This window comes from Sphingobacterium psychroaquaticum (genome assembly GCF_004421025.1).
Lineage (GTDB): Bacteria > Bacteroidota > Bacteroidia > Sphingobacteriales > Sphingobacteriaceae > Sphingobacterium > Sphingobacterium psychroaquaticum.
Genome location: NZ_CP038029.1, coordinates 592,606 through 612,590, shown reverse-complemented (window position 1 = coordinate 612,590; position 19,985 = coordinate 592,606). Strand labels below are relative to the sequence as shown.

General features: G+C 40.5%; 25 protein-coding genes. 20 read left to right on the top strand and 5 right to left on the bottom strand.

Annotation, left to right across the window (positions count from 1 at the left end):
- The first annotated feature begins 124 nt into the window (after window positions 1–124).
- The 16 genes from E2P86_RS02615 to E2P86_RS02540 all read left to right on the top strand — a co-directional run bounded on the left by E2P86_RS02615 (window position 125) and on the right by E2P86_RS02540 (window position 12,833).
- Window positions 125–787 (top strand): epoxyqueuosine reductase QueH, encoded by a 663-nt coding sequence (locus tag E2P86_RS02615; RefSeq protein ID WP_085472268.1) that lies wholly within the window; start codon window positions 125–127, stop codon window positions 785–787.
- A 53-nt stretch (window positions 788–840) separates the two neighbouring features.
- Window positions 841–1,389 (top strand): YceD family protein, encoded by a 549-nt coding sequence (locus E2P86_RS02610; RefSeq protein ID WP_234991125.1) that lies wholly within the window; start codon window positions 841–843, stop codon window positions 1,387–1,389.
- Between the two features lie 14 nt (window positions 1,390–1,403).
- Window positions 1,404–1,595: a 50S ribosomal protein L32 gene (gene rpmF / locus E2P86_RS02605; RefSeq protein WP_085472269.1), complete on the top strand. Its 192-nt coding sequence runs from the start codon at window positions 1,404–1,406 to the stop codon at window positions 1,593–1,595.
- 105 nt (window positions 1,596–1,700) lie between these two features.
- Complete coding sequence (gene plsX / locus E2P86_RS02600; protein ID WP_085472270.1) at window positions 1,701–2,639, top strand: phosphate acyltransferase PlsX; 939 nt, start codon at window positions 1,701–1,703, stop codon at window positions 2,637–2,639.
- A 6-nt stretch (window positions 2,640–2,645) separates the two neighbouring features.
- Window positions 2,646–3,644 (top strand): beta-ketoacyl-ACP synthase III, encoded by a 999-nt coding sequence (locus E2P86_RS02595; RefSeq protein ID WP_085472271.1) that lies wholly within the window; start codon window positions 2,646–2,648, stop codon window positions 3,642–3,644.
- Window positions 3,645–3,700: 56 nt separating this feature from the next.
- On the top strand, window positions 3,701–4,183 hold the full coding sequence (gene accB, locus E2P86_RS02590; RefSeq protein ID WP_134430529.1) for an acetyl-CoA carboxylase biotin carboxyl carrier protein: 483 nt from the start codon (window positions 3,701–3,703) through the stop codon (window positions 4,181–4,183).
- 73 nt (window positions 4,184–4,256) lie between these two features.
- Complete coding sequence (gene accC, locus E2P86_RS02585) at window positions 4,257–5,615, top strand: acetyl-CoA carboxylase biotin carboxylase subunit (protein ID WP_085472273.1); 1,359 nt, start codon at window positions 4,257–4,259, stop codon at window positions 5,613–5,615.
- Window positions 5,616–5,700: 85 nt separating this feature from the next.
- Window positions 5,701–6,570, top strand: a complete 870-nt coding sequence (gene tatC, locus E2P86_RS02580; RefSeq protein ID WP_085472274.1) for a twin-arginine translocase subunit TatC — start codon at window positions 5,701–5,703, stop codon at window positions 6,568–6,570.
- A 12-nt stretch (window positions 6,571–6,582) separates the two neighbouring features.
- A complete protein-coding gene (gene rpiB, locus E2P86_RS02575) occupies window positions 6,583–7,020 on the top strand; it encodes a ribose 5-phosphate isomerase B (protein WP_085472275.1) in 438 nt (145 codons plus the stop codon).
- An 11-nt stretch (window positions 7,021–7,031) separates the two neighbouring features.
- Window positions 7,032–8,594 carry a M28 family peptidase gene (locus E2P86_RS02570; protein WP_134430526.1) on the top strand — a complete coding sequence of 521 codons (1,563 nt, stop codon included), beginning with the start codon at window positions 7,032–7,034 and terminating at the stop codon, window positions 8,592–8,594.
- A gap of 146 nt (window positions 8,595–8,740) precedes the next feature.
- The gene (locus E2P86_RS02565; RefSeq protein WP_134430523.1) at window positions 8,741–9,586 is read left to right on the top strand and encodes an ABC transporter ATP-binding protein; all 846 of its coding nucleotides are present in this window, start codon (window positions 8,741–8,743) and stop codon (window positions 9,584–9,586) included.
- A gap of 430 nt (window positions 9,587–10,016) precedes the next feature.
- Window positions 10,017–10,379: a hypothetical protein gene (locus E2P86_RS02560; protein ID WP_134430520.1), complete on the top strand. Its 363-nt coding sequence runs from the start codon at window positions 10,017–10,019 to the stop codon at window positions 10,377–10,379.
- A gap of 2 nt (window positions 10,380–10,381) precedes the next feature.
- Window positions 10,382–10,741, top strand: coding sequence for a GntR family transcriptional regulator (locus tag E2P86_RS02555; RefSeq protein WP_134430517.1), 360 nt, complete (start codon window positions 10,382–10,384; stop codon window positions 10,739–10,741).
- Complete coding sequence (locus E2P86_RS02550) at window positions 10,738–11,493, top strand: hypothetical protein (protein ID WP_134430514.1); 756 nt, start codon at window positions 10,738–10,740, stop codon at window positions 11,491–11,493. Before E2P86_RS02555 ends, E2P86_RS02550 begins: the two co-directional genes overlap by 4 nt.
- 160 nt (window positions 11,494–11,653) lie before the next feature.
- Window positions 11,654–12,565 (top strand): DnaJ C-terminal domain-containing protein, encoded by a 912-nt coding sequence (locus tag E2P86_RS02545; protein WP_085472281.1) that lies wholly within the window; start codon window positions 11,654–11,656, stop codon window positions 12,563–12,565.
- A gap of 1 nt (window position 12,566) precedes the next feature.
- The gene (locus E2P86_RS02540) at window positions 12,567–12,833 is read left to right on the top strand and encodes a chaperone modulator CbpM (protein WP_085472282.1); all 267 of its coding nucleotides are present in this window, start codon (window positions 12,567–12,569) and stop codon (window positions 12,831–12,833) included.
- 32 nt (window positions 12,834–12,865) lie between these two features.
- Here E2P86_RS02540 and arfB read toward each other — a convergent pair whose 3' ends face one another.
- Window positions 12,866–13,273 (bottom strand): alternative ribosome rescue aminoacyl-tRNA hydrolase ArfB, encoded by a 408-nt coding sequence (arfB, locus tag E2P86_RS02535; protein WP_085472283.1) that lies wholly within the window; start codon window positions 13,271–13,273, stop codon window positions 12,866–12,868.
- A 230-nt stretch (window positions 13,274–13,503) separates the two neighbouring features.
- Between arfB and bshA the strand changes: the two genes are divergently transcribed.
- The 4 genes from bshA (at window position 13,504) to E2P86_RS02515 (ending at window position 17,095) form a co-directional block, all read left to right on the top strand.
- Window positions 13,504–14,643, top strand: a complete 1,140-nt coding sequence (gene bshA / locus E2P86_RS02530; protein WP_134430511.1) for an N-acetyl-alpha-D-glucosaminyl L-malate synthase BshA — start codon at window positions 13,504–13,506, stop codon at window positions 14,641–14,643.
- Between the two features lie 67 nt (window positions 14,644–14,710).
- The gene (gene pyrH, locus E2P86_RS02525; protein WP_085472284.1) at window positions 14,711–15,415 is read left to right on the top strand and encodes a UMP kinase; all 705 of its coding nucleotides are present in this window, start codon (window positions 14,711–14,713) and stop codon (window positions 15,413–15,415) included.
- A 23-nt stretch (window positions 15,416–15,438) separates the two neighbouring features.
- On the top strand, window positions 15,439–16,002 hold the full coding sequence (frr, locus tag E2P86_RS02520; protein WP_085472285.1) for a ribosome recycling factor: 564 nt from the start codon (window positions 15,439–15,441) through the stop codon (window positions 16,000–16,002).
- Window positions 16,003–16,111: 109 nt separating this feature from the next.
- A complete protein-coding gene (locus E2P86_RS02515; protein WP_085472286.1) occupies window positions 16,112–17,095 on the top strand; it encodes a sugar phosphate isomerase/epimerase family protein in 984 nt (327 codons plus the stop codon).
- 45 nt (window positions 17,096–17,140) lie between these two features.
- Here E2P86_RS02515 and purE read toward each other — a convergent pair whose 3' ends face one another.
- The 4 genes from purE to E2P86_RS02495 are packed head-to-tail and all read right to left on the bottom strand — an operon-like array spanning window position 17,141 to window position 19,907.
- The gene (purE, locus tag E2P86_RS02510) at window positions 17,141–17,650 is read right to left on the bottom strand and encodes a 5-(carboxyamino)imidazole ribonucleotide mutase (RefSeq protein ID WP_085472287.1); all 510 of its coding nucleotides are present in this window, start codon (window positions 17,648–17,650) and stop codon (window positions 17,141–17,143) included.
- A gap of 2 nt (window positions 17,651–17,652) precedes the next feature.
- Window positions 17,653–18,795, bottom strand: a complete 1,143-nt coding sequence (locus E2P86_RS02505) for a 5-(carboxyamino)imidazole ribonucleotide synthase (protein WP_085472288.1) — start codon at window positions 18,793–18,795, stop codon at window positions 17,653–17,655.
- 17 nt (window positions 18,796–18,812) lie between these two features.
- Window positions 18,813–19,319: an NADH-quinone oxidoreductase subunit B gene (locus E2P86_RS02500; protein ID WP_085472289.1), complete on the bottom strand. Its 507-nt coding sequence runs from the start codon at window positions 19,317–19,319 to the stop codon at window positions 18,813–18,815.
- Window positions 19,320–19,322: 3 nt separating this feature from the next.
- A complete protein-coding gene (locus tag E2P86_RS02495) occupies window positions 19,323–19,907 on the bottom strand; it encodes an NADH-quinone oxidoreductase subunit A (protein ID WP_085472290.1) in 585 nt (194 codons plus the stop codon).
- Window positions 19,908–19,985: the final 78 nt, after the last annotated feature.

Here is a 19,985-nt window from a genome sequence, read left to right as displayed (position 1 = left end):
GATCATATGTGTTACAAACATACAAAATTAAACGCTTTCCCTTTGTCGTTTGCCACATCTACCACACCTTCTTTTGCAATTTTTTCCAGATTTCCGTAAAATTGTAAGATATTAAAGCATACACATGGAGAATCAGGCGTTTGAACGTGAAAAAATAAGCTTACCGAATCAAGGCAAAAAACTATTGCTGCACTCCTGCTGTGCGCCATGCGCAGGCGAAGTGATGGAAGCTTTAATTGCCTCTGATATCGAATTCACGATTTATTTTTACAACCCAAACATTCACCCGCGCAAAGAGTATGACCTTCGTAAAGAAGAGAATATCCGCTTTGCAGAAAAGCACAATATTCCTTTTATAGATGCCGATTACGACGTCGACCATTGGTTTGATCTAGCCAAAGGGATGGAAAATGAACCAGAGCGTGGCATTCGTTGCACCATGTGCTTCGACATGCGTTTTGAGAAGACAGCCGAGTATGCAGCAGCGCATGGCTTTGATGTAATCTCTAGCTCCTTAGGTATTTCACGCTGGAAAACCATGTCGCAAATCAATGACTGTGGCGAACGTGCTGCTGCGCGATACCCCGATATGGAATACTGGACTTTCAACTGGCGGAAAAAAGGAGGCTCCGGTCGCATGCTTGAAATCAGCAAGCGTGAAAAGTTTTATATGCAGGAATACTGCGGTTGTGCCTATTCCTTACGCGATACGAATAAATGGCGGATGGCCCATGGGCGAGATAAAATCGAACTTGGCAAAAACTATTACGGCGACGAACAGCAGTAATTTTGTAAAAAGTTTCTTATTTACCAAAATAATAATTAATTTTGCAGGCTCAAATGCAGATTGTGAAATATCTAAAACAATATAGAATACCGTTCTCGGGGTTAGCCGCGGGACAACACAACTTTGAATTTGAAATTGACGATAAGTTCTTTGATTGTTACGAACACTCTCTCGTTAAAAAAGGAAAATTAACAGCAAATGTTGAACTCCAAAAACAAGAGAATATGTTGGTTGTACATTTTGATATTAAAGGTACCATCCAACTTACTTGCGACATCTGTCTTAGCGACTTTGATTCACCACAAGCCTTCAACGAACGAACGTTAGTGAAATTCACGGAGGAAGATTGGGAAAATAGCACGGAAGAAGTACTGGTTCTATCTACAAAAGATTATGAACTAGATATTGCTAACTTGTTATACGAATTCATTAATGTTCGGGTCCCTTACTACACGAAATGTACGGAACAAGGGGTGAATATCAGTTGCGACCCAGAGATGCTCGCGAAGATTAGTCGTGAAGAACCGGAGAACGAATCCGAAGAAGAAGAAAAAAAAATGGACCCACGTTGGGATATATTAAAGAGTATTAAAAATAACTAAAACACAAATACGAGATGGCACATCCAAAGCGTAAGACTTCTAAATCAAGAAGAGACAAAAGAAGAACACATTATAAGGCAGAAAGACCTACGTTGACAGTATGTCAAGAAACTGGAGCTGTTCATACTCCACACCGTGCATATACAGTAGACGGAAACTTATACTACAACGGTAAATTGATTATTGAAAACACCGCTGCTGTCTAACGACATCATTCCAAAAAATTAAACATCCCAAATAGGTGTAAAACTCAATTTTTATACTTTAATTTGGGATGTTTTTGCGTATTATTGATTATAAAATAATAACGAATGAAGATTGGTTTAGACGTATTAGGTGGAGATTACGCACCTAATTCCACAATATTTGGAGCTATAGAAGCTCAAAAAACACTCAAAGACGATCAACGTCTAGTTCTTATTGGAGATCAGCAGGACACCGTAGAACGGTTGAAACAGGCTGGAGCAAACCCCGATAACTTTGACTATATCCATGCGCCTGATGCCATCAGCATGCATGAACACCCAACCAAAGCCATTACCCAAAAACCAAATTCTAGTATTGCAAAGGGATTTGAATTGTTAAAAAACGGTTCTTTAGATTCATTTGCATCCGCCGGAAATACAGGCGCAATGCTGGTTGGAGCTGTATTTAGCGTCAAAGCAATATCAGGCGTCCTGCGCCCGGCTATAGCAACGAATGTCCCTAAATTAAAAAGCGGTTTCGGTATATTACTCGATGTGGGCGCCAATGCTGATTGTAAACCGGAAATGTTAAATCAGTTTGCCATTCTAGGCAGTCTGTATGCGGAACACATCTACGGCGTAGCAACCCCAAAAGTTGGCCTCTTGAATATCGGCGAAGAGGAAGAAAAAGGAAACCTCCTAACCATTTCCACCTATCCCCTACTAAAAGAAAACAACAAGATAAATTTTATTGGGAATGCTGAAGGTAGAGATATGTTTACCGATTTCGCTGACGTGTATGTATGTGACGGTTTCACGGGGAATGTCGTATTAAAGCTGGCGGAGTCATTTTATGGCATTACCCTAAAAAAGGGAATGAAAGATGATTTCTTTGATCGCTTCAATTACGAACAGTACGGAGGCAGTCCGATTCTAGGTGTAAATGCACCAGTTATCGTCGGACACGGCATCTCGACCCCGGAGGCAATCAAAAATATGGTTTTACTTTCAAGAGATATGATCGAATCCAAAATCATCGATAAGATCAAATCTGCTTTCAACTAATTTAATATGTCAAAAATTCACGCTGCTATTACTGCAGTAAACGGTTACGTTCCAGACTACATCTTGACAAATCAAGAACTGGAAACAATGGTTGACACAAACGACGAGTGGATTGTTTCGCGCACCGGCATCAAGGAAAGAAGAATCCTTAAAGGTGAAGGTAAAGCAACATCTGATTTAGCCGTACCAGCAGTTTTAGGGCTTTTAGAAAAAAGAGGCATTTCAGCCGATGATATCGAACTGATTATTTTCTGTACCAGTACTCCAGATATGCTGTTCCCAGCAACAGCAAATATCTTAGCGGATAAAGTAGGCGCAAAAAAAGCATGGGGATTCGATCTTCAAGCAGCATGTTCAGGTTTTCTATTCGGACTAACTACAGGAGCTCAATTCATTGAGTCCGGCAAGCACAAAAAGGTACTAGTCGTTGGTGCAGATAAAATGTCATCGGTAGTAAACTATGAAGATCGTAACACCTGTATCCTTTTTGGTGACGGTTGCGGTTGTGTACTTTTGGAACCGAATGAAGAAGGAAACGGCCTAATTGATGCCGTTCTAAAAACAGACGGTGCCGGCGCTCCGTATCTCAATATTAAAGGAGGAGGCTCGCTCAACCCGGCTACACATGGCACAGTAGATGCGGGCATGCATTACGCGTATCAAGAAGGTCGCACAGTATTTAAATTTGCAGTAACCAATATGGCTGATGTTGCCGCTGAAGTTATGGAAAGAAATAACTTACAAGCAGACGACGTCGCATGGCTAGTACCGCATCAAGCAAACAAGCGTATCATTGATGCTACGGCAGAAAGAGCGGGATTACCCGATGAAAAAGTGATGGTTAACATCCAAAAATACGGAAATACAACAAGTGCTACTATCCCAATGTGTTTATGGGAATGGGAAGATAAATTAAAAAAAGGTGATAATTTAATATTAGCCGCATTTGGTGGTGGCTTTACTTGGGGATCTATCTATCTCAAGTGGGGGTACACTAAAGCGTAATATTTTACTATCTTTACCAAATTCGGAAAAACATTAAAATTAAATCGACTAGAAATATGAGTATGGATATTAAACAAATTCAAGACCTGATTAAATTTGTATCAAAATCAGGTGTGAATGAAGTCGCTATTGAAGAAAAAGACTTTAAGATTACGATTAAAACAAATCAAGAGCCTACGTATGTAACAGCAGCAGTGCCTAGCCCAGTTGCTCTTCCTGCTGTAGCTCCTGCGACCGCGGCAACACCAGCGCCAGCTGCACCTGCAACACCAGCCCCTGCGGCAGAAAGTGATGCACATTTAATCACCATTAAATCACCAATGATTGGTACGTTTTACCGCGCATCAGGTCCTGAAAAACCTCTTTTTGTAAATGTTGGTGACGAAATCGCGCCTGGAAAAGTATTATGTATCGTTGAAGCAATGAAGCTTTTCAACGAAATTGAGTCTGAAGTTTCAGGAAAAATCGTGAAGATCTTAGTGAATGATGCACAACCTGTAGAATTCGATCAACCACTTTTCTTGGTTGACCCAAGTTAATTGAGTTTCTTATATTTAAGGAACAACTCAATTTCAGCGAGTTTATCGCTAATGGTAACATCATTTTAAATTTATGTTTAAAAAAATATTAATAGCAAATAGAGGAGAAATTGCCCTACGTATCATTCGCACTTGTCGCGAAATGGGCATCAAAAGTGTCGCTGTATATTCTACAGCAGACAGAGACAGTCTACATGTTCGTTTTGCCGACGAAGCCGTGTGTATCGGTCCTCCTCCCAGTAAAGATTCTTATTTAAACATTCCTCACATTATAGCAGCTGCTGAACTAACTAATGCAGATGCAATCCATCCGGGATATGGCTTCCTTGCCGAGAATGCTAAATTCTCCGCAATTTGTGCCGAATATGGAATTAAATTCATTGGAGCTACTGCCGACCAAATCGAAAAAATGGGCGACAAATCCAGTGCAAAAGAAACAATGAAAAATGCCGGTGTACCTATTGTACCTGGATCAGACGGACTAGTACCTGATGTAAAAACAGGTATTAAACTGGCTAACGAAATCGGATACCCTGTTATCATCAAAGCAACTGCCGGTGGTGGCGGACGTGGTATGCGTATCATCTGGAAAGATGAAGACTTTGAACCGTCATGGGATTCCGCACGCCAAGAATCAGCTGCTGCTTTCGGAAATGACGGGATCTACCTAGAGAAATTTGTAGAAGATCCGAGACATATTGAAATCCAAGTTGTCGGTGATCAATACGGCACGGTGTGTCACCTTTCGGAGCGCGACTGTTCTATCCAACGTAGACACCAGAAGCTTATGGAAGAGGCTCCTTCTCCATTCGTAACGCCAGAGTTGCGTGCGCAAATGGGTGAAGCCGCAATCAAAGGCGCGCAAGCCGTAAACTACGAAGGTGCCGGTACCGTTGAGTTTTTAGTGGATAAACACCGGAATTTCTACTTTATGGAGATGAATACACGTATCCAGGTAGAGCATCCCGTAACGGAAGAAATCATCAACTTTGACCTTATTAAGGAACAAATCAAAGTAGCTGCTGGTATTCCAATATCTGGAAAAAACTATGAGCCTACGATGCATGCTATCGAATGCCGTATAAATGCGGAAGACCCATTCAATAACTTCCGTCCTTCACCAGGTAAAATCACAAACTTTCATTCGCCAGGAGGCCATGGTGTTCGCGTAGATACACATGTTTACGCAGGATATTCTATTCCGCCAAACTACGATTCCATGATTGCTAAAGTTATCTGTACCGCACAAACACGGGAAGAAGCTATTGCTACAATGGAAAGAGCGTTGAGCGAATTTGTGATCGAAGGTGTTAAAACTACGATTCCTTTACACTTGCGTATTATGAAGGATCCAAACTTCAGAGCAGGTAATTTTACAACGAAGTTTATGGAGACTTTCGACCTATCGGAGTATCCTGAAGACGAAGTTTAATAAAATTTCTTTTACAAAGACAGAACATACCATTCTTACGAATAAGAATGGTATTTTTGTTTCTGTCCGGAATTAAAATTTTACAATGTCAAAATCTAACGAACTAATTAAAGCTATAAAAGATAAAGGAAAGAGCATAGAGGCAGAAATGTCTTTCTTTGACCATCTCGAAGTGTTGCGGTGGCACATTATCCGGTCAGTAATAGCCATTGCAGTTTTCGCTATACTGTCCTTCACTTTCTATGATTTTGTATTCAACCAAATCATCATGGGCCCTAAGAACCTTGATTTTTGGACTTACAGAATGATGTGTAAGGTGGGCGATCTGCTTAGCCTAGAAGGCTTCTGTGTAGAACGTATTCCGTTCAACATTATCAATACCGAGCTTGCGGGTCAGTTTATGTTACAAATAAACTCTTGTTTGCTCATGGCGCTTGCACTTGGTTTTCCGTACCTCCTATTCGAAGTATGGCTCTTCGTTAAACCGGCACTAACTGACATCGAAAGACGATCAGCACGTGGATTTGTACTGTACGCGTCTATTCTGTTTATACTAGGCGCACTCTTCGGGTACTATATCGTGGTTCCTTTATCGGTAAACTTCTTGGCAAACGTTTCCCTTAGCTCGGAAATAACCAACCAAATTACTATAGATTCCTACCTTTCTACTATTGCCACATTAACCCTGGGCTGTGGTGTGGTGTTTCTATTACCGATCTTGGTTTTCATTCTATCGAAAATCGGATTGATGACTCCGGAATTTATGCGTGCCAGTAGACGTTACGCTGCAGTAATCATTTTGATTATTGCAGCCATCATAACACCAACGGCAGATGTCATCACCTTATTAACAGTGAGTGCGCCGATGTTCCTTCTATACGAGCTGAGTATTATGGTCTCCGCCAATGTAAAGAAGAAGAGAGAACAAGCAGAACGAGAATTTTATAACAAGTAATACAATAATATCATGTCAAAGAAAATTGCAGTAGGAAGTGATCACGCCGGATTTGAATACAAATCAGTAATCGTTGATTTTTTGAAATCCGAAGGTTACGAAGTAGAAGATTTTGGCCCAGAAACTGCTGATTCTGTAGATTACCCTGACTTTGCACATCCGGTTGCGTCTAGTGTTGAAAGTAAAAAGAATGAATTAGGGATCTTAATCTGCGGTAGTGCAAATGGTGTTGCCATCACAGCAAATAAACACCAAGGTATACGTGCAGCCATCGCATGGCAGAATGAAATTGCAGCCCTAGCGCGTCAGCACAACGATGCCAATGTCATTTGTATTCCAGCACGTTTTATCGATATCGATCTAGCGAAAAAAATCGTAAGCACTTTCCTTACCACAGATTTCGAAGGTGGAAGACACGCCAATAGAGTAAATAAAATAGCCTGTAATTAAAAGATAACAGTATGACAAAGAACTGGTTTCGCCTGGCATTATTGCTACCCGCCCTATCAAGCTGCGCCGTAGCACAACATTCACCTCAAGTAAAATTTGCAGAGATGTTGACCGAAGAATCGGCTCGCAAACACTTAACGACATTAGCGTCTCCAGCGTTTGAAGGCCGTGGAACCGGACAGCCAGGAGGAGCGAAAGCAGCAGACTATATTGCCGATGCTTTTAAAAGCTACAAGCTTAGTCCGCCGGTCAACGGCAGCTACTTTCAACCCGTTCATCTTGTCCGAGTAAATTACAAAGTTGATGATTTCTCTCTAAATGGGCAGAAATATACGAACGGTAAGGATTTCTTTATTCAAGGAGATAATAAAAAAACTTCTTTTGATGCTGACGAAGTTGTATTCATTGGTTACGGAATTCAAGATCCGAAACATAATGACCTCAGCCAGGTTGATATCAAGGGAAAGGTTGTATTATTGATTAATGAAAGTGAACCAAAAGACGCGCAGGGGAACTCGATAATTACGGGAACCAAGAAAGAATCAGACTGGTCCACTAGTCGCTTCAAGCGCCTCCAAGCTTTAGTCAAACTTCAACCCAAGCTTATATTAGCCACAGGCGGGAACGCTCAGGAACTGATTGCACGCTTTGGAGCACGAATGAGTGGCGGTCGCTTTACTTTAGATAATGGTAATACTGCTACTCCAGGAACGGAACAGCCACCTGTTGTACATATTAAACCCGAGATAGCGGATCTTCTCCTTCAAACAAAAGGTACTACGATCGCGCAGCAAAAACAAAAGCCTACCACGTTTTCTTTCGCGGGAAAACTTCGTGCGGACATGGGATTGATAAATGAGAAATACTTTGACCCCAATGTTTTAGGCCTACTGGAAGGTTCTGATCTAAAAGATGAAATCGTTGTCGTTTCTGGTCACTATGACCATGACGGGATTATGCCTGATGGCACTATATTTCCTGGTGCAGACGATAATGGATCCGGAACAACTGGTGTCCTCGAATTGGCTCGCGTATTTGCAGAAGCAAAAAAAGAAGGATATACACCGCGTCGAAGCTTACTCTTCATCGGTTTGGCGGCCGAAGAGAAAGGACTTCTCGGTTCAAGCTTCTATACGGCAAACCCTATCTTTCCTTTAGCAAATACAGTAGCGTGTCTGAACCTAGATATGATCGGCCGAATTGATGATAAACATTTGAATGGAAATCACAACTACATTCATGCTATTGGAACCGATAAATTGAGCTCAGAATTGAAACAAATCACTGAAAAAGCAAATAAGGATTTTGTAGGCATGGAAATCGATTATATGTATGATGACCCTAAAGACCCGATGAAGCTTTACTATCGTTCGGATCATTATAATTTTGCGCAAAAGGGAATTCCATCCGCCTTTTTCTTCTCTGGCCTTCACCCCCACTATCATACACCGGAGGATACCGTCGATAAGATCGATTTTCCTATGATGGTAAAGAGAGAAAAGCTCGTTTTTCATATTCTATGGGAAATTGCAAATAGAGCGGAACGACTTAAAGTCGACAGTAACAAACAGTAATTTCAACCCCATAAAAAAGCCTCTCTGTAGATACAGAGAGGCTTTTTTATTATCGTGTTATTTTTTATCCCCTTTTTTCTTGTTTATTCATAATTGTTTTTTACTTTTACAGTGCATTAGTTAACTAATACACTAAACTAACGATTATGCTTAAAATAAAAAATCTATCATTTCATTACAAAAAGGGGTATCCCATTTTAAATGATATCAGCATTAACCTAGCTCCCGGCCACGTGTACGGCCTTCTGGGACTTAATGGATGTGGAAAGACGACCTTATTGAAGTTAATTTCCTCTTCTTTATTTCCGAAAAAAGGAGTCATATCAAAGAATATGTACATTGCGAGTGAGAGAAAGCTAGGTTATTTATCAGACTTATACCTCGTTACAGACGAGGTAGACCTGCCTGATTGGAAAATCTCAGATATCCTAGATATCTATAGCCCATTATATCCAAAATTTGATCGTGCATATTTTGAAAATATCATGAACAAATTTTTGGTTGATAGTAAAAACCACATCAAAAACTTATCCTATGGACAACGGAAAAAGGTGAACATAGCTTTTGCGCTCGCCAGCAATGTTTCCCTCCTTTTAATGGATGAACCGACAAACGGCCTGGATATTCCCGCTAAAACACAATTTAGAAAGCTGATTTCAAAACATATATCTGATGAACGGATTATTATTATATCTACACATCAGACCCGTGATATACAACACCTGATTGATCACCTACTTGTTCTGAAAGAGGATAAAATTGCTATAGATTCCTCTCTTTATGAGCTCAATAAAAAGTTCGCGATCAGGTCCGGAAAAACGACGGATACTCTTTACAGCGAAAACACATTTAATGGCACACTTAGTCTGGTATACAATACAACACATGAAGACTCCTCTTTTGATATAGAATTCTTTTTCAATGCCCTTCATGAAAATCCGACGATACTCCATTCTTTAAATACCACAAAATTCGAACATCATGCTCCATAGTATCCAACAAAAAAATCTGATTGCAAGTATCAAAGAGTTTTGGTCCTTCAACAGGAAAACTATACTTTATCTTCCATTAACACTGATAGTCCTATATGGAGCCTACTTATTGAGCCCAACCAAATTTATCTATCAAATCATCGAGACGCCCAGTTTGGGAAATGACGAACAGTTCTTAATAAGAGAGATGACATCAGGATTAGGTCACATGAGAGGGATCATCCTACTGCTTCCCTTTATCTTCCTCTTTGTTTGTACAAGTCGCTATCTTTTCTGTGTAAAGAAGCATAGTCGTTATACAACTATGCCTATTTCAGATCTACACCGGATCATCACGTTATGGTTTTTCACCTTCGTTATAATGACGATCGGCAATCTTACCTTTTACGTCCTAGATCTGTCCACTGTTTCTATATTTAAATTACTGTTTATGGAAAAAACGACACTCGCCAACATAGAAGTTGGGATCCTTTATCCGACTTACAGTCAGGCGTCCTATTTCAAAACATTAGATCCAATATATTACGCCTTTCCATTGATCTTTTTTCAGGTAATTCCATTGTATCAAATCGCTCATTTCTTATTCAAGAAAAACAGCCTGTTTTATTCCATTCTACTGTATACGCTCGTTATGGCTATCACATTCTTTCTCTATCTCAAATGGATGCTACACCAAGGTAACATCACGACTATACGTCCCGAAAATATATTGATCGGACTCCTTCCTGTCTTCATCGTTATTGGGCTCTATTTAGTTACTTTTAGATATCTGCTAAAGGAAAGGGAGGTTTAATTATGTTGTTTACATCAGACAAGGCTATCTATCTTCAAATAAAGGAACTGGTCATGGAAAAAATCCTATTGGAAGAATGGCTTCCAGACACTAAACTACCATCAGTTCGTGATTTTGGTGCAGAGATCGAAGTAAATCCCAACACCGTTATGCGTGCTTATGATATCTTGCAACAAGATCAAATCATCTATAACAGACGTGGAGTTGGCTTTTTTGTCAGTCCCGAAGCGAGAGCGCTCGCACAGCAGGAGAAGAAAAAAGAATTTATCGAAACAGAGCTTCCTACATTCTTTAAAACCATGCACCTCCTGAAAATGGAAATCAATGAAATTATAAATCTATATAATGATTACAAATCATGAAAAAATCAATACTGTATTTTTGCATAGCCACCGTCCTAGCCATCTCTGTTTATTTTTTACCCAATCTCTATGGTACAATCAGATTGAATGAACAAAACGATCCTATTGATCCACTATCTAAAATGTGGCTTGACAAAAGTGGTAAACAACTCCAACATGACTATCCGGCAACAATCCGTGTCCTAAAAATCGAAGGTAGCGGAGATGATCTTATTTTTAGCGTAAAACAAGGTGCAAACAATTTCTATTCAAAAAAAATTTATAACTATACCTCCCGTATATCGGGCGATACCTTATATCTTAAAACTAAGGGAGAAACAGAGTTCTCTATCAGTAATCGTGGAACGCTGAACAAAATCATAATTGAAAAGGCGCATGGGTTTATACATGACGAACGTAACACAGGAATTTCATCCTTTGAAATAGGGAACAGTTCCCGTATGCGATTGTTCACTAAACTTGATACGACGGCTGCAAAACAGCTACAGCTGCAGGTAAGAGACGAGTCTGTGCTCCAGTTGAACAATGGCAAAATTTCAACGATAACCGCCACAGTAAATAATGGTGAAATTATCTTAGGAAGTAAGTTAATGACGGACACCGCAAATATCAGATTGGAAGGGCGAAGTACTGTACGATCGGACATGCCAGGGAATATGCAAGAAGTGAAAAATCTGATCGTAAGCGGTAACAGGCAGTATTTCAAAGAAAAGAATATGGGTAAAGGGATGACAATACGCATGACCCAGTAAAACACCTCTTCCTCTAAAACATATTTCGTAACCACATCGCCCCTCTTTGCGACGCATCCCATATGACTAAGCAAAAAGGGGCGATGCATTTTTAAAAGCCTTCTAAAAACAAGAAACATTGTTCCGGAAACTTTGTTATTAATCATAACTAGATTACGACATGGCTTTTGTAGATTATTATAAAGTATTAGGAGTAGAAAAAACAGCTTCAGCGGACGAGATAAAAAAAGCGTACCGAAAATTAGCGCGCAAATACCATCCCGACCTCAACCCCAATGATGAAACTGCCAAAAAGAAGTTTCAGGAGCTTAACGAGGCGAACGAAGTTCTCACTGACCCTGAAAAGCGCAAGAAATACGATCAGTACGGAGAGAACTGGAAGCATGGCGAAGAGTACGAAAAAGCGCAGCAACAAAGTCGGCAGTCAGCAGGGGCACAAGGTTCTCCATTTGATGGATTCGATTTTGATTATTCTGGGAACTATGATACCGGTGAATTTTCAGACTTCTTTGAGCAAATGTTTGGTCGACGTTCAGGCGGAGGTCGACAAACCAAATTTAGAGGAAACGACTTTAATGCAGTACTCCAATTAACGCTCCAACAGGCCTACACCAGCCACCAACAAACATTCACTGTCAATGGGAAAAATATCCGCATTACTGTCCCTGCGGGTGTGGAAGATGGCCAAAAGATAAAACTAAAAGGCCAAGGCGGTGAAGGAACCAATGGTGGTCCTGCTGGCGATTTATACATCCAGTTTGAAATACAATCGGACGCAGAATATCAGCGCCATGGAAGTGATTTATACAAAACACAAGAAGTAGATCTTTATACGGCAATTCTTGGTGGGGAAACAATCGTCGAGACGCTTTCTGGCAAAGTAAAGATTCCAATCAAAGCAGGCACACAAAACGGCACCAAAGTACGACTAAAAGGCAAGGGTTTTCCCATCTACAAAAAGGAGGGAAACTTCGGTGATCTATATGTCACCATTCAGGTCAATATTCCAAAGGAGCTAAGTGATAAGGAGATGGAATTATTCCGCCAGCTAGCCGAACTAAAAAAGAAATAAGATGAAAAGAACGCTAATTAAAGTCATAGATGTATGTACCTCACATCAAATGGAGATACATTTTGTCCGCCAACTTTCCGAAAGCGGACTGATCGATATCGTGGTCTACAAGGACGAAGAGTTTTTAGATGAAGAACAATTGCAGCCACTGGAACAGTATGCGACCTGGCATTACGATCTGGATATCAATATCCAAGGAATCGAAGTCGCACAACAGCTTTTATTAAAAATAGAGCAATTACAAGAGGAGGTTAATCGACTTCGATAATGAGTATATTATCAGCCATCTTCGATGGTCATTTAATCTAAATTGATTTTCCCTCGAAAAGATTTTTTCTGACTGTGTTTTTTCTTACGATCTAGGCGTTCTAGAACTTTCGATTTGGGTATCTTAGTTGCTACACGCTTTTTGTTTACCACCAAGCTCGTCTCCAACAACAAGAAGAAACGTTTAATGGCAAGCTCTTTATTTCTTAACTGGCTACGATCTTCGGATGATTCAATTTGGAGCAGGCCATCCTTAGTGATTCTGTTCTTAAGACGTTCAAGGAGCAAATCCTTCTGCGTTGGAGAGAGATAGGCCGAGCCAGCCACATCCCACAGGAGCGTAACTTTAGACTCTACTTTATTCACATTTTGACCACCAGCGCCACTAGATCTTGCTGTTTTAAATACAAGTTCTGATGCAATTCCTTCTTTGTTAAGCATCTACAAAACTAATCACGTTTTCTGATATAAAAAAATAACCGGATAGGTAAGCCTAGAAAAACCTATACATAAAGCTACACGATCCTTTTCAGATAAATTTTGCACAATTATTGCAATTCACCTCACGCAAACATCCGCAATTAATACGTAATTTGTAGCATTGATAATGTACCATGCAGTGGCTGCGTGTTCACAACATCATAACAAACATTTTCGTAATTTTAGAAGAGATGAAAATAGGCATAGTATGTTATCCCACTTTTGGAGGAAGTGGCGTCGTCGCGACCGAACTAGGCAAAGCCCTAGCATCCAACGGACACGAGATTCACTTTATCACCTACTCCCAACCGGCGAGGTTGGATTTTTTTTCCGAGAACTTATATTATCACGAGGTCGCCATCTCGCAATATCCGTTGTTTGATTTCGCACCCTACGAATCGGCGCTTGCCAGCAAGCTGGTTGATGTCGTCCGATTCGAAAAATTAGATCTGTTGCATGTACACTATGCAATACCACACGCTTCTGTAGCTTATCTCGCAAAACAGATTCTGGCAACCCAAGGGATTAATATTCCGGTTGTCACCACATTACACGGTACCGACATCACCCTGGTCGGAAAAGATAAAAGTTTTAATCCTGTCGTTACCTTCTCGATCAATCAGTCCGATGGTGTAACAGCTGTTTCTGAAAACTTAAAACAGCAAACCCTAGAATCATTTGAGATCAAACGCAACATTCAAGTTATACCTAACTTCATAGATTTCACGCGTTTTCACAACAAAAGTAAAGAGCACTTTAAGCGTGCTATAGCCCCCGGTAATGAGCGTGTAATTACACATACTTCAAACTTCCGAAAGGTAAAAAACACGGAGGATGTCGTACGTATATTTCAAAAAGTAAATGAGGTATTGCCAAGTAAACTACTAATGGTCGGAGATGGTCCGGAGCGCCGCAATGCCGAAGAGCTCGCCCGTCAATTAGATATCAGTCACGCCGTACGATTCCTGGGTAAACAAGATGCCATAGAAGAGATTCTTTCCGTGTCCGATCTCTTCTTAATGCCTTCTTCCTCGGAAAGCTTTGGGTTAGCTGCACTAGAGGCAATGGCGTGTCATGTACCTGTTATCTCCACCAATACAGGGGGACTTCCTGAGTTAAACCGACACGGTGTAAGCGGGTTCCTAAGCGACATTGGCGATGTGGAGGATATGGCAAAGAATGCCCTTTATATCCTGGAGGATTGCGATCGTTTATTGAAATTCAAAGAAGCAGCTTACAAGCGAGCTCAGGAATTTGATATTTCTAAAATTCTACCGATGTATGAAAACTACTACGAAGAAGTGATTCGGCAGTCGCAGAATAAACTTTAAGTTATTCCGTAGAAGGCTAAAAAAAATTTTTATCTTTGTCTTTTGGATATGCTCCAAAAAAACACTCATGAAATATAAACGTATCTTACTAAAACTCAGCGGAGAAGCCTTAATGGGCGAGCAAAGTTATGGCATAGACATCAATCGTGTGATGCAATATGCTAACGACATCAAGGAAATTCACAGTCAAGGTCTAGAAATTGCCATCGTTATTGGTGGTGGAAACATATACCGCGGTCTAAGTGCCGAAAAGGCGGGTATGGATAGGGTACAAGCCGATTATATGGGTATGCTTGCTACAGTTATCAATAGCATGGCCTTACAAGATGCGCTTGAAAAAGTGGGATTAAAAACGCGTTTATTGACGGCCATTAAGATGGAACAGATCTGTGAGCCTTTTATCCGTAGAAGAGCCGTAAGACACCTAGAAAAGGGTCGGATCGTTATCTTTGGTGCAGGAACGGGAAACCCATATTTCACGACAGACACCGCAGCATCACTTCGTGCCATTGAAATCAATGCCGATGCGGTATTAAAAGGAACACGCGTAGACGGTATTTATACCGCAGACCCAGAAAAAGATCCTTCCGCAGAACGTTACGATAAGATTAGTTTCCAAGAAGTATACGCCAAAGGGCTTAACGTGATGGACATGACAGCCTTTACTTTGTGCCAAGAAAACAATCTTCCAATAATTGTATTTGACATGAACAAACCTGGCAATTTGAAAAAATTGGCTGAAGGGGAAGACATTGGTACAATTGTTAGCTAAAATTTAAAGAAATAAAAAAATATATGAACGAACTAATCTCATTAGAACTAGATGACTGTAAGTCGAGCATGGGAAAAGCTGTAGCTCATACAGAATCTGAGTTAACGAAGATCAGAGCAGGAAAAGCATCTCCATCTATGTTAGATGGAATTGCAGTAGACTACTACGGCTCCATGACCCCAATTGGCCAAGTAAGCAGCATCAATACAACTGATGCACGTACTATCGTTATCCAACCGTGGGAAAAAAACATCATCAGTGCCATCGAAAAAGCTATTATCGATTCTAATATCGGTTTAAATCCGCAAAATGATGGTTCGATTATTCGTTTGGCGGTTCCACCATTAACGGAAGAGAGACGTCGCGACTTGGTAAAGAAGGTTAAAGAAGAAGCTGAAAAAGGTCGTGTTGCTATCCGCAACATCCGTAAAGATGCGAACGAGTCGATCAAAAAATTGAAAAACGACGGTGTTTCCGAAGACGAAATAAAAACGGGGGAAGCCGAAGTACAGAAGTTGACGGATTCATATATCGTCAAAGTCGATCAATTGACGGAATTAAAAGAAAAAGATATCATGACCGTATAGTCTATGCGATATAACAGAAAAGGGTTAACGTAAACGACGTTAACCCTTTTTTTATGCAATTACATTTTTTTTAGCTACCTTGAAAAAAACCTAGACAAACAGAAAAATTATGCAACAAGAAAATCCGAGCAGAAGAAGATTCTTGAAACAGGCAGGCCTTGGTCTTTCTGCAGCCCTAGTAAGTCCCTATTTTTTTTCATGTGAAACAAAGAAAGTAGGCACTACTCCTTTTCACAATTTGGGAATACAATTATACTCCATCCGTGATTTAATAGCACAAGATCCGGTGAAAACACTGGAAACAGTTGCAAAGATAGGGTATAAACACGTGGAAACATTTGGCCTCGACCCTGTGAATGGTACATTTTGGGGACTGCCTATTTCTGACCTAAAAAAGGTATTAGAGGATAACGGTTTGAAGTCCCATAGTGGTCACTATGATATGTCCAACTACCTTAAACGAGGCGCAACAAGTACCGAGAGTATAGAAAAGTATATTGAAATCGCACATAAACTAGGTCAAGAAAACATTGTCGCTCCGGTCACACCGATGGATAATCTGAATAGTCTATCTGTAGCAGACTATCAATATGCCGCAGACCAACTAAATAAAGCGGGAGAGCTATCTAAAACAGCGGGAATCAAAGTTGGTTATCATAATCACTTTTGGGAATTCCGAAACTTTGCTAATGGTACGAAGGGACTCGATATTCTTATCGCATTTACAGAGCCCACTTTAGTAGATTTCGAATTGGACTTATTCTGGATTCAAAAAGCAGGCTACAATGCACAGTCGTATTTTGAAAAATACCCCGGCAGATTCACCATGTGGCACATGAAGGATATGGATAATCAGTATACCACACCAGTCGTTGGCGAAAAGTATGACCAGGCAGACTTTTCAGAAATAATGAAACAGATACGCTATACAGAAGTTGGAACAGGTGCGGTCGATTTTGTGAACATCGCGAACTATGCAGACAAGTCGGGGTTAAAATATGCCTTTGTCGAACAAGATGACATATATTTACCCAATAAATTCGACAGTATTAAGAAGAGTTTTGATTACATACAAAAGAATATTGCTAAATAAAAAATGCTCCTTACGGAGCATTTTTTATTCTATATTTTGTTTTAATTAGAAAGTCATTCCTTCCACTTCCGCAGCAGTCTCTTCCACCTTATCTTTCAATTCCTTTTTAAAGGCAATTATGTTCTGCGCAATAGTGTTATCTGCTGTCCCAATAATCTGTGCCGCTAAAATACCTGCATTTTTTGCAGCATTAAGTGCCACCGTAGCTACCGGAATCCCATTTGGCATCTGTAATATAGAAAGCACGGAATCCCATCCGTCAATAGAATTAGAAGATTTTACGGGTACTCCAATCACCGGTAAATGTGTTATCGAAGCGACCATACCTGGCAAATGCGCCGCACCACCTGCCCCTGCAACAATAACTTTCAAACCGCGGTCTGCAGCCGTAGTAGCGTAGTCGAACATGCGCTGTGGCGTACGATGTGCCGAAACAATCGTGACTTCAAACGGTACATTTAAAACTTTTAACACATCAATCGCATCCTGCATTACTGGAAGATCAGATTTGCTTCCCATGATAATACCTACTAATGCTTTATTCTCTTGACTCATATTTATGCTTTTACCTTTAATATTTCCTGTACTAACCGCGCATTCTTGATAGCCAAGTCACGATCATCATTCACAATACACACATGTCCCATCTTGCGGAACGGTTTAGTATATTTCTTACCATACAAATGTACAAATACACCTTCAATCGCCAACACTTCCTCTACGCCGTCATATTTCGCTAACCCTTCGTACTTCGCTTCTCCGAGTAGATTGATCATAACAGCATTAGAACGCGCCGCGGTACTACCTAAAGGCAAATTAAAAATAGCACGCAAATGCTGTGCAAATTGTGACGTCACATTTCCCTCGATAGAATGATGGCCACTATTATGTGGGCGAGGCGCCAATTCATTAACTAATATCTGACCATCTTTAGTCAAAAACATCTCGACAGCCAATAAACCAACAATCTGTAAATCGTTCGCAATTTTCTTTGCGATCTCTTCAGCCTGTACCTGAATTTCAAAACTCAAGATCGATGGCGAAATCAGGAACTCGACCAAATTAGCTTCCGGATTAAACTCCATCTCCACTAATGGATAAGTCGCCACCTCTCCCCGATCGTTACGCGCGACGATAACAGCAATTTCTTTATCAAAATCAATAAGCTCCTCAATCAGCGAGGGCGCCTCAAAAGCAGATTCTATATCTTGCGTACTTTGGATACGTTTAACCCCTTTTCCATCATACCCATCCCGACGAAGCTTTTGCATATAGGGAAATGCGATTTGTGTTTCGTAAAGATTCTCTTTTGTTGAAATTAATTGAAAAGGCGCCGTCGGAATATCGTTTTGTTTAAAAAACTGCTTCTGCAAGCCCTTATCTTGAATTAATCGGATAACACGAGATTGCGGATAGACAATAACACCTTCCTCTTCCAATTTCTCCAATGCATCAACATTTACCTTTTCAATCTCAATAGTAATCATGTCGAGGTCTTTTCCGAAATTATAAACTGTTTCAAAGTCCGAAAGCGAACCAGTCTCAAAACGATTACACAATTTCCGGCACGGTGCATTTTTATCTGGATCTAATACATGCACATTCACATTGTAGTTAATAGCTTCCTGAATGAGCATCCGCCCAAGCTGTCCACCACCTAGAATCCCTAATTGTAACTCACCATAAAAGTCCTTTGCCATAATTTAATTTATGTATATTAAGCGTTTTCAGGAAAAAATTGATCCTGAAGTATATTTTCTGTTTCTATTTTCTTTTGTAATTCCAGGAAAGCTCCAATTAAAGCTTCCGGACGTGGTGGACACCCCTGAACATACACATCCACTGGTATAATCTTATCCACACCTTTCACCACATGGTAGCCATGCTGCCAATAAGGACCACCGCAATTTGAGCACGAGCCCATAGAGATAACATATTTTGGTTCGGGCATCTGATCATATAACTTTTTAATACGATCTGCCATCTTAAAGGTAACCGTACCGGCTATGATCATCACATCCGACTGACGCGGTGAGGGCCTTGGGAATACACCGAAACGATCCAAATCGTAGGTAGCTGCCATTGCTCCCATCATCTCAATAGCGCAACAAGCAATACCAAAACTAACCGGCCACATGGATGACAACCGTGCCCAATTCAGTAAATCGTCCATTTTGGCGATAATAACACCTCCACTTTCTTGTTGACCTGCTAGATTATTCATAGGTTAAGCGTTAGGTTTCTTGAACTTTGGACGGAATCCTAAATTTGCGGGTGCTGCCACAGGAATAGTCTCTTTCACCGTCGTTTCAACCGTTTCCTTAAAATCACGAACAACGTATTCTTTGTTGTTTAATGTCTCATAAACAGCAGCAGGAATACCTGTTTCAACAACAGGTCGCTTCAACGTCGGCTTTATCCACGCGATGTCGCCACGTTTCCAAACATAAATAAGACCAATGACCAGAATACCAATAAAAATGGCCATCTCCAGTAGTGTAAACCACCCCCAACGATTATCTTGTCCGATAAACTCTGCATTACCAAAGACAGTCGCCCACGGAAAGATAAAAATCAATTCCACATCGAACAGTAGAAATACCAAGGCTATAACATAAAAGCGCGGATTGATTTGTACCCAGCCTGTTCCAATTGCTTCTTCACCACATTCATACGTACTAGACTTCTCGGGGCTTGGTTTCTTAGGAGAGATAAACTTCGCAAGGAAGATGGTTCCACACACCAATACAATACCTACTATAGCTATTAATAGTATCTTACCATATTCGGACAGCTGTGCGGGATCATCCATACGTTAGCAAAGTTAAGAAATTATTTCCTGACATCAATTCTGCGACGATAATTTTTATGAAAGGACGCACAAAACCAC

What these genes read in the sequence shown, in the direction of transcription:
- E2P86_RS02615 (WP_085472268.1), top strand. Translation starts at nt 125, where the DNA reads ATGGAGAATCAGGCGTTTGAACGTGAAAAAATAAGCTTACCGAATCAA.
- E2P86_RS02610 (WP_234991125.1), top strand. Translation starts at nt 841, where the DNA reads ATGCAGATTGTGAAATATCTAAAACAATATAGAATACCGTTCTCGGGG.
- rpmF (WP_085472269.1), top strand. Translation starts at nt 1,404, where the DNA reads ATGGCACATCCAAAGCGTAAGACTTCTAAATCAAGAAGAGACAAAAGA.
- plsX (WP_085472270.1), top strand. Translation starts at nt 1,701, where the DNA reads ATGAAGATTGGTTTAGACGTATTAGGTGGAGATTACGCACCTAATTCC.
- E2P86_RS02595 (WP_085472271.1), top strand. Translation starts at nt 2,646, where the DNA reads ATGTCAAAAATTCACGCTGCTATTACTGCAGTAAACGGTTACGTTCCA.
- accB (WP_134430529.1), top strand. Translation starts at nt 3,701, where the DNA reads ATGAGTATGGATATTAAACAAATTCAAGACCTGATTAAATTTGTATCA.
- accC (WP_085472273.1), top strand. Translation starts at nt 4,257, where the DNA reads ATGTTTAAAAAAATATTAATAGCAAATAGAGGAGAAATTGCCCTACGT.
- tatC (WP_085472274.1), top strand. Translation starts at nt 5,701, where the DNA reads ATGTCAAAATCTAACGAACTAATTAAAGCTATAAAAGATAAAGGAAAG.
- rpiB (WP_085472275.1), top strand. Translation starts at nt 6,583, where the DNA reads ATGTCAAAGAAAATTGCAGTAGGAAGTGATCACGCCGGATTTGAATAC.
- E2P86_RS02570 (WP_134430526.1), top strand. Translation starts at nt 7,032, where the DNA reads ATGACAAAGAACTGGTTTCGCCTGGCATTATTGCTACCCGCCCTATCA.
- E2P86_RS02565 (WP_134430523.1), top strand. Translation starts at nt 8,741, where the DNA reads ATGCTTAAAATAAAAAATCTATCATTTCATTACAAAAAGGGGTATCCC.
- E2P86_RS02560 (WP_134430520.1), top strand. Translation starts at nt 10,017, where the DNA reads ATGGAAAAAACGACACTCGCCAACATAGAAGTTGGGATCCTTTATCCG.
- E2P86_RS02555 (WP_134430517.1), top strand. Translation starts at nt 10,382, where the DNA reads ATGTTGTTTACATCAGACAAGGCTATCTATCTTCAAATAAAGGAACTG.
- E2P86_RS02550 (WP_134430514.1), top strand. Translation starts at nt 10,738, where the DNA reads ATGAAAAAATCAATACTGTATTTTTGCATAGCCACCGTCCTAGCCATC.
- E2P86_RS02545 (WP_085472281.1), top strand. Translation starts at nt 11,654, where the DNA reads ATGGCTTTTGTAGATTATTATAAAGTATTAGGAGTAGAAAAAACAGCT.
- E2P86_RS02540 (WP_085472282.1), top strand. Translation starts at nt 12,567, where the DNA reads ATGAAAAGAACGCTAATTAAAGTCATAGATGTATGTACCTCACATCAA.
- arfB (WP_085472283.1), bottom strand. Translation starts at nt 13,273, where the DNA reads ATGCTTAACAAAGAAGGAATTGCATCAGAACTTGTATTTAAAACAGCA.
- bshA (WP_134430511.1), top strand. Translation starts at nt 13,504, where the DNA reads ATGAAAATAGGCATAGTATGTTATCCCACTTTTGGAGGAAGTGGCGTC.
- pyrH (WP_085472284.1), top strand. Translation starts at nt 14,711, where the DNA reads ATGAAATATAAACGTATCTTACTAAAACTCAGCGGAGAAGCCTTAATG.
- frr (WP_085472285.1), top strand. Translation starts at nt 15,439, where the DNA reads ATGAACGAACTAATCTCATTAGAACTAGATGACTGTAAGTCGAGCATG.
- E2P86_RS02515 (WP_085472286.1), top strand. Translation starts at nt 16,112, where the DNA reads ATGCAACAAGAAAATCCGAGCAGAAGAAGATTCTTGAAACAGGCAGGC.
- purE (WP_085472287.1), bottom strand. Translation starts at nt 17,650, where the DNA reads ATGAGTCAAGAGAATAAAGCATTAGTAGGTATTATCATGGGAAGCAAA.
- E2P86_RS02505 (WP_085472288.1), bottom strand. Translation starts at nt 18,795, where the DNA reads ATGGCAAAGGACTTTTATGGTGAGTTACAATTAGGGATTCTAGGTGGT.
- E2P86_RS02500 (WP_085472289.1), bottom strand. Translation starts at nt 19,319, where the DNA reads ATGAATAATCTAGCAGGTCAACAAGAAAGTGGAGGTGTTATTATCGCC.
- E2P86_RS02495 (WP_085472290.1), bottom strand. Translation starts at nt 19,907, where the DNA reads ATGGATGATCCCGCACAGCTGTCCGAATATGGTAAGATACTATTAATA.